The following is a 14906-nucleotide window of genomic DNA, read 5'->3' as shown; positions in this document are numbered from 1 at the left end:
TCGGCCAATCTACTTCTTTTGCAAAACAAAGGGCACCGTCACGCAAGCGCGCAACGGTGCCCTTCTCGAATCTACGGTCAGAACCCGACGGGTCCGCCCTTCCACACCCCGATCTCCTCACCGGAAACATGGCGTCCGTCCGCACTGACAAGGAATGCAATAGTCGACGCAATGGACTCGGCAGGAATCTTAGGCCATTGCGAGGCAAGCGTTTCCGCAGCATTATCTCCACCGGAGGCAATGATGTCGGTTTCGACGAACCCTGGAATCACTGTGTTCACCGTGATGCCGCGCCGGGCAACCTCCTGAGCCAAGGTACGAGTCATTCCGACGAGGCCGGCCTTCGCCGCCGAATAGGCACTCATCCCCGGTGACGGACGACGCCCACCCGACGCCGACCCCAGGAAGATGACCCTCCCCCAATTCTGTTCGTACATAGCCGGTAGCGCGGCATGGGTGCAGTAGAAAGGGCCGGAGAGGTTGACGCCGATCACACGATCCCAGTCGGCCGGACTCTGCTTGCGGGCCGAGCCGGCCAGATTCATGCCCGCGTTGTTCACGAGTACCGTAGGCGCTCCCAACTGCGCGGTCGTCTGCGAAATCAGTTGTGCGGCTTGCTCCGGATCAGAGATGTCGGCGCGAATCGATGCTGCCACACCACCTGCTGCGACGATTTTCGCAACTACGCCGTTCGCGCCCTGCGCACTGCGCGAATAGTTAACTGCAACAGCCATTCCCTCGGCTGCAAGTCGTTCACAGATAGCGGCACCGATGCCCCGGCCACCACCGGTGACAACGGCGACTCGACGTTCACTCGACATGATTGTCACCGAACCTTCGCGTAGGTGTCTGGGACGTCCGCATAGGAATCGCGCAGATCTCGTTTGGCGATCTTCCCACTGGCCATCCGGGGAAGCGGTTCATCCACGAAAACCACGTAGCGCGGAACCTTGTAGTCCGCCAGGTTCTGATTGCAGAAGTCAATGATGTCCGACTCTGTCAGGGGTACTGCAGTTTTGACGATCGCGGCGGGCGTCTCGCCGAACTTCGCGTCGGGCACACTGATGACAGCAACCTCCTCGACACCCGGAATTCGGTTGACAACCGTCTCGATTTCGGCGGGCGAGATGTTCAAACCGCCGGAGATGATCATGTCCTTGAGTCGATCGACGTAGGTGAGGTAGCCGTTCTCGTCGAGTTTGCCGAGATCGCCGGTCTGCAGCCAACCATCGATAATGGTCGCCTTGGTGGCATCCTCGTTGCGCCAGTAGCCCGGCATCATGCCGGGTCCGCGAAGCAGAATCTGGCCCGTCTCGTGCGGTGCACAGTCGTTGCCCTCTGCATCGACGACACGGATCTTGGTGAAGATTCCACCCCAACCACACTTGTCGGGGTATTGCGCGGCTTCCTCACGCGGCATGGCTGTTGCGGATCCACCGATCTCCGTCTGCCCGTAAATCTGCCGAAGCTGTACCCCCTGTGCCTGCCAGGCATGCAACAGATCGACCGGAACTCTAGCGCCGCCGACGTGGGCCGTAGTCAGGTGACTCAGGTCCGCGTCCGTGAACCCCGGGACCTTGGATATCTGATCGAAGAGGATCGGCGGCCCCGTGAGCGTGGTTGCCTTGTCCTCGGACAACACCCGAAGTGCTTTCTCCGGATCGAATTTGGGCTGCAGGAAAAGTGTTCCGCCCTGCAGCGTCACCCGAGAGATACCCCAGATGATTCCGGCAGCACTGAACAGAGGTAGCACCAAGAGCGGACGCAGGCCGTTCGGCAGAATCGGTTCCATCAACGACCACTCGTGCATTTCACCGGAAATCGATGCGTGCGTGAAGATCACGCCCTTCGGTCGGCCCGTTGTGCCGGAGGTGAACACGATGGCGGTCGGATCTTTCAGATCGACAACAGGCGTGCGGTACCCAGCGTGCGCGGCGGTACGCAACGGCCGCACATCCTGCTCGAACACTGCCAGCGAGAATCCTTCGCGAGCGGTTCGGACCTCTTCGAGCCTGGACCGCAGGTCTTCATCGCAGTACACGACGGTCGGTTCGCAGTCTTCGACAAGGGCCGTCAATTCACCGGCAAGCATGCGCTGATTGAACGGTGCCACTATCGCGCCGACTTTCAGCGCGCCGAGGGCGGCGGCACACCATTCGAGCGTATTGGCACCCACCAAGCCGACGCGGTCGCCAGGCTTCACTCCGCGGGCCGCCAAATCGTGCGCGACCCCGTCAGCCCATCTAGCCAGTTCCGCATACGTGATGACATCGCCGTCGAAGTTGATCGCGGGTAGATCGGGTTTGGTGCGTGACCAATAGGTCAGTGCATCGATAACAGTGCCGCTCATGAAGGGCCTCCCGCGTTCTCACTGGGCCGCACGAATGCGACCGATAGGTCCGAAAGATGATGTGCGCACGACAAACAGAATCATCAGTGGTTCACATCACAGTAAACTTAATCTAAAGGTCATCGGTTAATTGAGCAAGCCCTGGGACGGTGAACTTTCCATGACGGCGCGTGCAATGGCCGCAGCCTCTCGCCGATCTACCAACTTCACCCTGGGACGTTCCTGGCGGCGCCCACTCTCGAGCTCATGACGGTCGATCGCCCGCCAACCGTTGCCATCGATCAGGCTCGGGCGTCGCTGCAGGATCAACGCATGCAGAGCGCGCACATCAGCCATCGGCGTTCCCAGTCGCCCGGCGCGGTGGTCTTCGACGATCGACCTCACCGTTTCACCGGCGCAGTATCGATTGGTGCCGATCACACCGGTTGGCCCCCGCTTGATCCACCCCGCAACATACAGGCCGCGGCTTACAGTACCGGCGTCTGGATCCTGCACTCGCCCTGCCGAGTTCGGCACTGTCCCGGACCTCATGTCATACGGCAGTCCGTCAACCGGGCGCCCCCGATATCCGATCGAGCGCAGCACGAAGCCGGCGTCGAACTCCGAAACCTCCCCCGTACTTGTTGCCGCAACCCGTACCTTCTCCACTCGACGCGATCCAAGCAACCCGAGGGGTGTCGTGTCGAACCGAAGGATGATGCGCTTTTTCTCCGGATCAGTTGGTCGGGCAGCATATTCGGCAAGAAGGCGAGTTTTGGTCGTAGACGACGCGTCGACGTTCACGGGCCCTTCCACCACAACGTCGATACCCGGCAAGGAATCGAGCGCGAGCAACTCCGGCGTCGTGGCGGCCGTGAACTCCGGACCACGGCGTCCGAGAACCACAACCTCCTCGATGTCACTACCCTCGAACGCCGCCAATGCGTGGTCGGCGATGTCGGTGCGTCGCAGTATGTCCGGATCGGAGACAAGAATTCGGGCCACGTCGAGAGCGACGTTACCGTTACCGATCACCACTGCACGCGGAGACGATAGATCGAACGTCGCATCCGCGTGATCCGGGTGCCCGTTGTACCAGGCCACGAATTCACGCGCTGCGTAGCTTCCCGGGAGGTCCTCTCCCTCAATCCCGAGTCGGCGGTCGTCGGATGCACCTGACGCATACAGGACCGCGTGATGGTGGTTGAGCAGTTCCTCGGTCGTCACATCCCGACCTACCTCAACGTCGAGAAGGAATGTAAAACCATCGCGCCGTGCGGTCCGGTCGAACACCTTCGTGACGGACTTGGTGCTCGCGTGGTCCGGTGCGACTCCGAATCGGACCAGCCCACCGGCAACCGGCAGTCTCTCGAACATCGTCACCTCCACGTCGAGTCCGGACGTGGTGAACAATTCTTCGGCCGCATAAAAGGCGGAGGGTCCGGAGCCGACTATCGCCACACGCAGTGGCGCAAGCGGGGTTTCATCATCACGCGTCCCTCGTGGGCCAGGTTGCACGTGCGCACCCGGCGGTTCGTTTCGCGGATGCGCGGCAAAGTACTCGGCATTGATCTCGAGGTAGCGTGCCGTGCGCTCGGTCAACGCGTCCTCCGGGACTATCGCGTCGACGGGGCACACATCGGCGCACGCACCGCAGTCGATACAGGAGCCCGCATCGATGTACAGCATCTCGGTGCTCTGGTACTCGCGTTCCTCCGGCGTCGGATGGATGCAATTGACGGGGCACACCGCAACGCAGGTCGCATCGTTGCAACAGTTCTGAGTGACAACATAGGCCATGTCGGCAATTCCTAACGCGTGCGCGTCACAGTGACAGGCACGCCGTTGAAGATGGGGGAAGCAGTGAGTGGTTCTACAATCACGTCGCCTACGAGAGCATTGACGTTGGCGCCTGGCGCGGCCGCCGAAGCAGACGTACGCAATCCACTACCGTCGTGACCCCAGCCGTGCGGCAGACTCACCACACCAGGTCGCATCTCGGCGGTCACCCGAACTTCGGCAACAACGCTCGACACCGCCGAGGTCACGTCGACTCGATCCCCGGTGTGTACGGACAAAACTGCTGCATCATCCGGATTCACGAAGAGTGCGCATTGTCCGTCGTCCGGTTGCGGCAATGCATTGTGCAGCCACGAGTTCATTCCCCGCCGCTGCCTTCGGTTGATCAGCAACAGCCCGTCGGTCGAGCGTTCCATACTTGCCCTCAAGCGCGGAATATCGTCGACGATCATCTTCGGTACCACATTTACGCGCCCGTTCGGCGTTCGCAGCACCTCAGGCAATCGGGGCTGCAGCGGCCCGAAGTCGATGCCGTTCGGAGTCGACTCGAGCATTGCCAACGTAAGTCCTCCGGGATTGCTCCCGAACCGGTCACCGAACGGGCCACTGCGCAGCCGAAGGTCCAGCAGTCTGACGGGTCCTGTGCGCCCGGCACTCTCGCGTTCGACGTCCTCGACGCCGCAACCGGCAAGCTTTGCTGCGCGGCGCATCGCCACGGCCGCTACCTCCTCGTCGATCTCGCCGACAGCACGGTTCGGGGTGCCACTCGCGATCGCAGCAAGGCGTAGGAGGATGTGCCATTCCGACATCTCGTCAGTCGAGGTATCGAGCAATGGCGGCGTGTAGCGCGCAACGTTGCGGACTTGAAAGTGTGTGAGGGCGATGTCGTAGTGGCCGCGCGTGGCAAGCGGAGGTGGGGGCAGGATGACATCGGCATATCGAGTTGTCTCGTTGACGTAGCAGTCGATACTGACCATGAATTCGAGTTGCCCCAGGGCCTTTTCGATCGCGGTGCTGTTGGGTAGCGAGCGCGCGGGGTTGCCGGCGATGGTGACCAGCGCTCGAGTGCGGCCAGGACCGGGAGTCAGAATCTCCTCGGCAAAACACACTGCCGGCAGTTCCCCCATTGCCTCGGGTAGAGACCGCACGCGAGAATGCCAGCGAGCGAAGGTAAACGGTGGAGTCTTGGTCACCGGCCAGGTGTTCTGCCCACCGGCAGGCGGCATCGGGAACATTGCACCACCCGGACGGTCGAGATTACCGGTCGCGATCGTGAGTACCTCGACGAGCCAATTGGCCAGCGTCCCGAATTCCTGCATACAGGAACCGATCCGAGAGTTTGCCACTGCCCGCGGTGCGCCGGCAAAACCACGTGCAACAGTGAAGATGACAGCCGGATCGATACCGCACACCGGCGCCACCACAGCGGGGGGAAATTGCGCCGCGATCGATAGCGCGTCATCGAGACCGTCCACGTGCGGAGCAGCATCACCGAGACTCGCGAGTCCCTCTGCGGCAATGACCGAGAGCAGGCCGAGCAGGAACAGCGCATCGGTGCCGGGCCTGATCGCCACGTGCAGATCACTGACCTCTGCGGTTCGAGTACGCGCCGGATCGACCACAACGAGTGTGCCACCGCGCTCGCGCAGCGCACTCAGTCGGCGAGCGATACCGGGCGCGGTAATCGTGCTTCCGTTGGAGACCAGTGGATTGCTCCCGAGGAGCAAAAGATAGTCGGTGCGGTCGATGTCCGGAATCGACAAGCCGAGACCAGTGCCGTAGAGCAGCATGTGTGCGAGGTTCTTCGGCAACGTGTCGACACTCGCGGGCGAGTACAGGTTTCGGGTGCGCAGGGCCGTGATCATCGTCCCGAGATAGAGCGACGGATCCAGATGATGGGCAGCGGGGTTGCCGGTGTACACGGCGCAGCTACCGGGATCGTTGCTCACGTACGCGGGTAGGCGTCGACCGATCTCGGCAAACGCTTCGTCCCACGTTGCCTCCCGGAACTCACCCCTGGCGCCATCGCGGATCAGTGGGGTCCGCAAGCGGTCGGGATCATTCTCCAGCCGCCCCAAACCGAGACCCTTCGCGCAACTGTGACCAGCACTGAAGACATCGTCGACGTTTGGTGACACCCCGACAACTGTGCGACCGTCGAGTTCGAAGAGGAGTCCGCACGTAGCTTCACACAGCGGGCAGATCCGAGCCCCGACGTGCGTACCGCTCGAATGGTCGGTGACAGTCGACGTCATGGGTGATCCTCTCTCCCGGCAGTCGGGATGACCTGATTCATAAACCTAATGGCCGAAGTTTTACTTGGCAAGTGCCGACGACAGTGGATACACGGCCACGGGTACCGCCGTCATCGTCGGCATCGCGTTGATCGCCTGGGCGCCCTCGGACCGGCCGGTGAGAAGATTGACATTGCTGCCACTACTACGAGGGTCGGCATCAGGATCCAAGTCGCCGAAACAATGGGTCATCGACACCACACCGGATGGAACGGTGCGGTCGGAACGTGCGACCGCTTTCAGCTGTCCCGACTTCGAGCGCACCATGACAAGATCACCGTCGTTCACACCCAGACGAGCCAGGTCTTCAGGATTCAGATGAGCGGGATTGTGTCCACCGGGTACAAGTCCGTCCAGCGCCGTACCAACCGAGTTCATCGCCTCACGGATACGCCGCACAGTCAGACGCATCGGGAATCGTCGGTCTTCAGCCGCGACAACCGATTCCGACAGTAGTGAAACCAGCTCTGCACTAACGTCATCGGGCAGTAGCCGCAACCTGTGTCCGGAACCTTCCGGACTTGCCGGCCCTACCACCGAACCACTGTGCCCCGCTACATAACCGTGCTGCGCGACACGAAGATCGTCGAACGGCACCCGACCGCGCTCGGCCAGCATCGCGAGCGCATCGAGCGACGTCGGCGGGTTGTCCGGATCGAGAACTCGCCCGGCAAACTTCACGGACTGCCCGGAAGCGGCAGCGAGATCGAAGAAGAACCGCCAGTCGTCGACGGCACCACTCGGCGCCTCGACAACCGCAGATGTGTACTGTGCAAACGGTATCGGAAAGAATGCCTCCATCAGCATGGTGTGATCATCACGTTCGTACATCATGGTCGGCGCAATGACGTAGTCGGCAAGCCTTGCCGTATCCGACATCAACGGGTCGACGCAGACCAGCAGATCCAGCGATTCGAGTGCGTGTACCGCCTTGGCCCGGTCCGGAAGTGCCGCAGCCGGATTGCCACCCGAGACGACAAGCGCTCGAATTCGATCCGGCCCGTCTTCGAGTATCTCGTCGGCAAGAATTCCCGACGGTAATTCTCCTCGCATAGCGCGGATACCACCGATGCGACTGCGGAATCCGGTCTCGAATCCCCTTTCCGGAGGTGAGACTTCGGCCCGGGCCGGCACGGATCGGCCGAGAGCCGAACGATCGTCGACAGGCTCTCCCTCACGAAGGTATCGGCCGCACACGACGTTGAGCGCCGCCACAAGATGTTCGGCCAGGTTGGAGTGCGGACCCATGCACACTCCCGTGCCCGTTGTTGCCATCCCGCGAGACGCGGACGCAAACATTCGTGCGGCTGTGCGCACGTGATCCTCCGGAACGCTGCAGACCCGTTCCACCATCTGCGGGGTCGCACCAGCAACCGCGGCGGCAAGCTCGGGCAAGTCGCCAGCATACTGTCGACAGAAATCGTGGTCGTACAATTCTTCGGAGAGAACAAGATTCAACATGCCTGCAAACAGCACAGCATCTGTGCCAGGACGCGGCGCGAGGTGCAGATCTGCTCGCGCTGCCGTCTCCGTCCGACGAGGATCCACAACGATCAACCGCAACCCGCGCTCACGCGCTTCTCGCAGTGTCACGGACGGATTCTGGACGACCGCACCGTCGCCGTCTCCGCCATTCGCGGAGACGAGAGTATTTGTCCCCGCAAGCAACCACACATCGGCAGTCTCGAAGCGCTGACGTCCGCCGAGATAGGTTCCCATCCGCTCTTGGACCACCCATTTGGCGGATTGATCGATCGTCATGGTCGAGAACAGCTTGTGCGAACCCGTCCCACGGAACCAGGCACGCGCCATCGGCGGGGTCAACGCCGCAAAGTTCTGTTGTGTCCCCATGAACATGGCAACCGACTCCGGTCCGTGTTCGTCGACGACGGCCTTCAAGCGCGCCGCGATGTCGGTTACCGCTTCCGGCACCGATACCGGCACGTGTGTGCCGGTATCGGTGCGCCGAAGCGAAGACGTCAACCTATCCGGACCGCGCGCGAGATCAGCGCCTCGGCGCCCCTTCGCGCACGTATACCCGCCAGAAATCGGATGGTGGGCATCACCGAGCACCCGAACGATCTGGTTGTCCTCGAGATCGAGCAGGACACCACACGATGCGGGACACAGGCGGCAGTAGGACGTCTTGCGTGATCGAGAAGTCTTCACGATTACGAACTCTCAGCTAGCTCTCGACCGGAGTAAACACTGAGGTGGTGGACGATTGTTCCACCCGAAGCGCACGACGGCTCCGTAGTTGCAACACTGCCAGGGTCAGTACCGCGACCATCGTCGGCACGATCATCAACATGAAGATCGTGCGGGCATCCATGCCGGCGGCGATGAGCACTGCGCCCAGACTCGGGCCGACGATCGATCCGATTCGCCCGACGCCCAAGGCCCAACCAACACCTGTTGCTCGTGACGAGACCGGGTAGATCGATGATGCAATCGCAATGATGCCGGCTGAGCTGCCGGACATACCGAAACCCACCACGAAAATCGTCACCAGGAGCAGAAGCGAATTGCCGAGCAACATTGCCACTGCCCCGATGAAGATGGCACCAAGAGTGTATCCGGCCATGACTACGGCAAATCCATTGCCGATGCGGTCTGTGATCCGGCCGAACGTCAAAGCACCGGTCATACCACCAAGATTGAACAGGGCGGCCGCAAGTAGCGCGGTCGACGCACTCTGACCGGCGTTACTGAACAGCGAGGGCATCCAACTCAGCAGGAAATAGATCACCAGGAAGTTGATGACGAATACTACCCACAGCAGCACGGTGTCGACGGCCCGATTACCCGAGAATAGCTCCCGTACAGGCGATTTCGTGTGAACCGGAATATCCTGCACGAACCGGTCCGTGGCGGTGATGTTTGCCGTAGGCGCAATCGACGCAAAGATCTTCGAAGCTCCTGCATGGTCACCGCGAGCAGCCAAGAATCGACCGGACTCCGGCAGCCAGAACCATGCCACCGCGGCTGCGACCAACGGAAGTACACCACCGATGACGAAGATCGATTGCCACCCGAACGACGGAATCAGAAAGGCTGCGGCAAAACCTCCGACAAACCCACCCAGTGACATACCTGCGATAACCACGGTTACTGCCGTTGCACGGATTCTCGTGGGGCTGTATTCACTGGTCAGAGCAACAAGATTCGGGGTGACACCACCCAAACCCAGGCCGGCCAGGATGCGCAGCACGATGAGCATCGACATCGATGTCGCCAGCGCAGACGCCAGCGTGAAGACCGCGAAGATCACCGTACAGACAAGGATGACTCTCCGCCGTCCGTAGCGGTCGGACAACGGCCCGAACACCATGCTGCCGACAACCATAGCGCCGGCGCTCAACGCAAGAAGCAAACCGAACGAAGCCTTCGAAACTCCCCAGGCTTCGGACAGGGCTGGAATTGCGAAACCAATCAACTGCGCATCGAGCCCATCAAGAATTGCCAGGATCAAACACACCGCGATTGTTCTCTTCTGCAAGAGAGACAACGGCGCCTTGTCGATCAAATCCGAGATATCCACGTCTCTAGTCGTTGTCATGTCATGCGTTCCTTTCAGAGATTCGATGCATCCCGCCCACTGCAAGCGCAGATTCCGGCGCTTGCGGGAACTTGGTCCGCAGAACTGCTTTTGCCAACTTTCCGGAGAACGTGCGAGGTAGCGGCTCATCCAGAGCGACGGCGTGGCGCGGCCGTTTGAAACTTGCGAGGCTCGCACCCGCAACAACGCTGATATCTGCGACGACATCGGCCGCAGAACGGTCGCTGTGGAACACGACCATCGGAACTTCACCCCAGCGGTCGTCCGCAACCCCGATCACCGCAAGATCGACCAACCCGTCGATGACGTGCAGGGCTTTCTCGATTTCCGCCGGGTAGACGTTGAGACCCCCGGAAATCACCATGTCCTTACTGCGGTCCACCACCTTGAGAAACCCCAGCTCGTCTTGAAGGCCGAGATCACCGGTCCGCAGCCAGCCACCGACCAGGGCGCCGGCAGTAGCGTCAGGTTTGTTCCAGTACCCCGCCATGACGTGCTCACCGCGGACCAGGATCTCTCCGATCTCGTTCGGCGCAGCAAACCCGCCGTCCGCAGCGCCGATCCGGATCTCGGTGCCTACCAATGCAAGACCGGCAAAACCCGGCCGCGTCCTGGCGTCTTCGTACTCGAGAGTCGATACCAGTCCGGAGGCTTCGGTCAAGCCGTAGGCCTGCGTAAGTGGAACGCCGCGGTCGTTGTAGAAATCGAGGAGGTCGAGACTGACCGGCGCTCCACCGGCGGTAGCAAAGGTGAACTTGGCCAGCTTGCGAACGCCGAAATCCGGAAGAGCAGTCATACGCTCCCAAATCACCGGCACCGTTTGCGCAGCCGTCACCTGTTCCCTCGCAAAGGTATCGAGTGCAATCTCCGGGTCGAATTCACGCAGAAGCACCATGGTCGAGCCAGGTACCAAGACCATCTGGACAAAAATCGAGATAACCGAACCGGTATAGACGAGAGGTGCCGAACACATGACACGATCACGCGCCGACAGCCCGGCACCGATCACCAAGGACAGACCGGAAGACAGTGCATTGCGATGGGTCAGCGTCGCGCCCTTCTGCACACCCGTCGTCCCCGACGTGTAACAAATAAAGGCGGGATCGTCAGCCGAGATGTCCACAACCGGAGCCGTACCCACATCCAACAACGACTCGTACCGGCGATGAGCACTACCACCGATGGCAAAGATCTCGAAATCTACTGCCGCAGAACCCTCTTCGAGAAGAGAAGCCAACTCGTCCTCCACGATCACCACCCGCGGCGCCGAATCGACCAGCATCGGCGCAAGCTCCTTGCCGATCAACCGGAAATTCAGCGGGACACTGATCGCACCCAACTTGAGCGTCGCCAAAATGACATGGGCCAACTCAGGCCGATTGAGCATCATGACCCCAACCCGATCCCCCTTGCCCACACCACGGGCTGCCAAACCACGCGCCAACGCATCGGTGATCGCGTCCACCTGCGCCCACGTCTGCGACGTGTCACCAAAAACAATGGCCTGCTGCTGCGGCCGAGTTTTCCCCCAGTACCGGGTCAGGTCCGCCAAATTCATGAGCTCTCCTCGTTATCGACCTGGTTGCAATGCAATCCGAACAATTCCCAACAGCCGCCGGCGCGACACGTCCGATTCGAAATTTGGTGAGCTGAAGAGTTATGCGACCGACGGCGACAACACGATCGTGTGATGGTCATCACAGGCACCGTAGAGAACATAGCACCAACAGGTAAGTTACGCAACGCGTTTCGACCCAAACTCACAGATTCACGAAGTTGCCGGAAATGCGAAAGCTCGTCCCGCCACAGGGTTTTCAAGGCAGGAGGAGCCGGCACAAGCAATCGGACCTGGAAGTCAGTCGGCAGCTGTAACTGCCGATGCCCGAACTACTGGAACAGCCGCCGTCGGAGCCATGGGAAAGCGCTCCCGGAGAACAGCTTTAGCAAGTTTGCCGGAGAACGTGCGCGGCAATGGTTCATCCAAGGCAAGTGCGTGACGTGGCCATTTGTATTTCGAGAGGTTTCGGCCGGCCACGTCGGTAATGTCCGCGACGACGTCGGCAGCGGCACGGTCGCTGTGGAACACGACCATCGGAACTTCACCCCAGCGATCGTCCACCACCCCGATCACCGCAAGATCGACCAACCCGTCGATACCGTGCAAGGCTTTCTCGATCTCCGCCGGATAGACGTTGAGACCCCCGGAAATCACCATGTCCTTACTGCGGTCCACCACCTTGAGGAACCCACCCTCGTCCTGCGTGCCCAGATCGCCCGTGTGTAGCCAACCGTCGACCAGCGTGGCCGTCGTAGCTTCAGGCTTGTTCCAGTACTCACGCATGACGTGCTCACCGCGCACCAGAATTTCACCAACCTCGCCGGGAGCGACCGAACCGTCACCGATCCGTATCCTGGTTCCTGCCAGCGGCAGCCCTGCGAATCCCGGGCGAGTGCGGGCATCGGCGTACGTCAAGGACGACGCCATGCCGGACGATTCCGTCAGCCCGTAGACCTGAGTGAGTGGAACACCCCGATCGTTGTAGAAATCGAGCAGATCGAGACTGACCGGAGCACCACCGGCACCGGCGAAAGTGAACTTTGCAAGCTTCCGAACGCCGAAATCGGGGAGCATCGTCATGCGCTCCCAGATCACGGGCACCGTGGTCGTCGCCGTGACCTGTTCGCGTTCGAATGTGTCGAGGGCGATCTCCGGATCGAACTCGCGCAAAAGCACCATCGTTGCGCCCGGTACCACCACCAACTGCATGAAGATCGACAGCACGGAACCGGTATAGACCAGGGGCGCCGAACACATCGCTCGATCACGTCCCGAAATACCATGTGCCACAACCTGTGCCAGGCCAGGTGCGATTGCGCTGCGATGTGTGATGACAGCACCCTTCTGCGCTCCCGTCGTCCCCGACGTGTAGCAAATGAAGGCGGGATCGTCAGCCGAGATGTCCACAACCGGAGCCGTACCCACATCCAACAACGACTCGTACCGGCCATGAGCACTACCACCGATGGCAAAGATCTCGAAATCTACTGCCGCAGAGCCCTCTTCAAGAAGAGAAGCCAACTCGTCCTCCACGATCACCACCCGCGGCGCCGAATCGACCAGCATCGGCGCAAGCTCCTTGCCGATCAACCGGAAATTCAGCGGGACACTGATCGCACCCAACTTGAGCGTCGCCAAAATGACATGGGCCAACTCAGGCCGATTGAGCATCATGACCCCAACCCGATCCCCCTTGCCCACACCACGGGCTGCCAAACCCCGCGCCAACGCGTCGGTGATCGCATCCACCTGCGCCCACGTCTGCGACGTGTCACCAAAAACAATGGCCTGCTGCTGCGGCCGCGTTTTCCCCCAGTACCGGGTCAGGTCCGCCAAATTCATGAGCTCTCCTCGTTATCGATTCGGCTGCGTCGGCCACACCAACGCGGATGTGATCGCGCTCACGGCCTCCGAGTAAACCTAACATCAATAGATATCAATTGCCAGGCATTTCGAAACTATTCTGCGGTTGGATCGACTTCGATCGAGAACATGAAAAAGCCACTCGTGCATAGGATTTCATGCACGAGTGGCGCGGCTATGCCGGCGGGTAGCTATGAAGTTGTCGGACACGCAGACTGCCTACGATCCAGTTCCGATCGGCGCAGCAGACGGGGCGGAAGCAGGATCGACCACCGATCGTGCACGCTCCGGTGAGTAACCGGCGACCTCACACAAGACGTCGATCGTGTCCACACCCAGCCGAGGCGGAAGATCCGGAGCAAATCTCTCGCCCGCAATCCGGACAGGACTGGTCACGAACTCGAGTGCGCCGACGCCGTCGTAGTCGACCGTGTACGTATTGGCGCGAGCCCGAAAATGGGGATCGGCGATCATGTCGGCAACGCTGTTCACCGGGCCACCGGCAATCTCGTGTTCGAGGAACAGAGCAACCCATTCGGCCCTGGTACGTTGCAGAAATATCTCGCGCAGCGCGCGCCACACCAGATCCGCACGAGCCGGTGCACCCTCATCGGCACTGCTCAAGTCGATGGACAGTAGATCCTCCCGACCTACCGCAACACAGAAGTTGCACCAGAATTTATCCACGTGAGAACCAAAGAGCATCGCCTCACCGTCACTCGTCCGGTACGCCTCCAGTCGTGGCCAGTCCGGCAATCTACCGTCCTGCATCCATGACGGTCGGGGAATCGACCGCTCCCGATTGAGTTCCGCGTCGATCATGTCCGGCACCCAAGCCGCGGCAATGTCGATACCGGCTACCTCGAGTTGTACCGCTTCACCGGTAGTACGCGCGCGATGCAGCGCGGCCAACAACCCCATCGCTCCATACGCGCCGAGCGCGTACATCGCGATGGGTGGTGTTGTCGATCCCGCCATACCGACGGTAGGCGGGTCGGTTGGTGTCGCCACTTCCCGAAGACCTGCGTACGCGTCGAAAACCGGCCCGCCGGTTCCCATGTGCCGGTAAGGGCCGTCCGATCCCATCCCGGATACCGAGCAGAAGACGATACTCGGATTCACCTGCCGCAGTTCGTCGTAACCGATCCCCAGCCAATCCAGATAGCCCCCGCGCATACCCTCGATCACGGCGTCGCACGAACTCGCCAAGTCGAGGAACGCCTGCTGTCCGGCCGGACTTCGCAAGTCCAGCGCCACACTCTTCTTGCCGCGATTCCAACGTAGGTGCATGAACGCCGGGCCGTCCTCGTCCCCGATCGCCCGACTGCCCCCGACTCGCACCGGATCGCCGAGTGGCCCGGACTCGACCTTGATGACTTCGGCGCCCAGGTCGGCCAGATGTCCGCCGAGCGAGGACGGGGCGAGCTGGGCGACCTCGAGTATCCGCACACCACTGAGCAACGAGTATCCACTCATGGCTTCTCCTTCATCTATTCGCGCGTA

General features: G+C 61.0%; 9 protein-coding genes. All 9 read right to left on the bottom strand.

The annotated features are described in order from the left end of the window. Positions 1 to 77: 77 nt before the first annotated feature. The 9 genes from FFI94_RS03920 to FFI94_RS03880 all read right to left on the bottom strand — a co-directional run bounded on the left by FFI94_RS03920 (position 78) and on the right by FFI94_RS03880 (position 14879). Positions 78 to 821 (bottom strand): SDR family NAD(P)-dependent oxidoreductase, encoded by a 744-nt coding sequence (locus tag FFI94_RS03920; protein WP_138871828.1) that lies wholly within the window; start codon positions 819 to 821, stop codon positions 78 to 80. 5 nt (positions 822 to 826) lie between these two features. Beyond that, entirely contained in the window at positions 827 to 2350 is a 1524-nt protein-coding gene (locus FFI94_RS03915) for a class I adenylate-forming enzyme family protein (protein ID WP_138871827.1), read from the bottom strand. A gap of 126 nt (positions 2351 to 2476) precedes the next feature. After that, positions 2477 to 4129: an FAD-dependent oxidoreductase gene (locus FFI94_RS03910; RefSeq protein ID WP_138871826.1), complete on the bottom strand. Its 1653-nt coding sequence runs from the start codon at positions 4127 to 4129 to the stop codon at positions 2477 to 2479. Positions 4130 to 4140: 11 nt separating this feature from the next. Continuing rightward, a complete protein-coding gene (locus tag FFI94_RS03905) occupies positions 4141 to 6384 on the bottom strand; it encodes a molybdopterin-dependent oxidoreductase (RefSeq protein ID WP_138871825.1) in 2244 nt (747 codons plus the stop codon). Positions 6385 to 6444: 60 nt separating this feature from the next. Continuing rightward, entirely contained in the window at positions 6445 to 8592 is a 2148-nt protein-coding gene (locus tag FFI94_RS03900; protein ID WP_138871824.1) for a molybdopterin-dependent oxidoreductase, read from the bottom strand. Positions 8593 to 8608: 16 nt separating this feature from the next. Beyond that, entirely contained in the window at positions 8609 to 9982 is a 1374-nt protein-coding gene (locus FFI94_RS03895; protein WP_138871823.1) for an MFS transporter, read from the bottom strand. A 1-nt stretch (position 9983) separates the two neighbouring features. After that, complete coding sequence (locus FFI94_RS03890) at positions 9984 to 11540, bottom strand: class I adenylate-forming enzyme family protein (RefSeq protein WP_138871822.1); 1557 nt, start codon at positions 11538 to 11540, stop codon at positions 9984 to 9986. Positions 11541 to 11837: 297 nt separating this feature from the next. Next, positions 11838 to 13382 (bottom strand): class I adenylate-forming enzyme family protein, encoded by a 1545-nt coding sequence (locus tag FFI94_RS03885; RefSeq protein WP_138871821.1) that lies wholly within the window; start codon positions 13380 to 13382, stop codon positions 11838 to 11840. A 240-nt stretch (positions 13383 to 13622) separates the two neighbouring features. After that, entirely contained in the window at positions 13623 to 14879 is a 1257-nt protein-coding gene (locus FFI94_RS03880; protein ID WP_138871820.1) for a CaiB/BaiF CoA-transferase family protein, read from the bottom strand. Positions 14880 to 14906: the final 27 nt, after the last annotated feature.

It is taken from the genome of Rhodococcus sp. KBS0724 (genome assembly GCF_005938745.2).
Lineage (GTDB): Bacteria > Actinomycetota > Actinomycetes > Mycobacteriales > Mycobacteriaceae > Rhodococcus_F.
Note: the sequence above shows the minus strand (reverse complement) of the source record. Positions and strands in the feature narration are given on the sequence as shown.

What these genes read in the sequence shown, in the direction of transcription:
- FFI94_RS03920 (WP_138871828.1), bottom strand. Translation starts at nt 821, where the DNA reads ATGTCGAGTGAACGTCGAGTCGCCGTTGTCACCGGTGGTGGCCGGGGC.
- FFI94_RS03915 (WP_138871827.1), bottom strand. Translation starts at nt 2,350, where the DNA reads ATGAGCGGCACTGTTATCGATGCACTGACCTATTGGTCACGCACCAAA.
- FFI94_RS03910 (WP_138871826.1), bottom strand. Translation starts at nt 4,129, where the DNA reads ATGGCCTATGTTGTCACTCAGAACTGTTGCAACGATGCGACCTGCGTT.
- FFI94_RS03905 (WP_138871825.1), bottom strand. Translation starts at nt 6,384, where the DNA reads ATGACGTCGACTGTCACCGACCATTCGAGCGGTACGCACGTCGGGGCT.
- FFI94_RS03895 (WP_138871823.1), bottom strand. Translation starts at nt 9,982, where the DNA reads ATGACAACGACTAGAGACGTGGATATCTCGGATTTGATCGACAAGGCG.
- FFI94_RS03890 (WP_138871822.1), bottom strand. Translation starts at nt 11,540, where the DNA reads ATGAATTTGGCGGACCTGACCCGGTACTGGGGGAAAACTCGGCCGCAG.
- FFI94_RS03885 (WP_138871821.1), bottom strand. Translation starts at nt 13,382, where the DNA reads ATGAATTTGGCGGACCTGACCCGGTACTGGGGGAAAACGCGGCCGCAG.
- FFI94_RS03880 (WP_138871820.1), bottom strand. Translation starts at nt 14,879, where the DNA reads ATGAGTGGATACTCGTTGCTCAGTGGTGTGCGGATACTCGAGGTCGCC.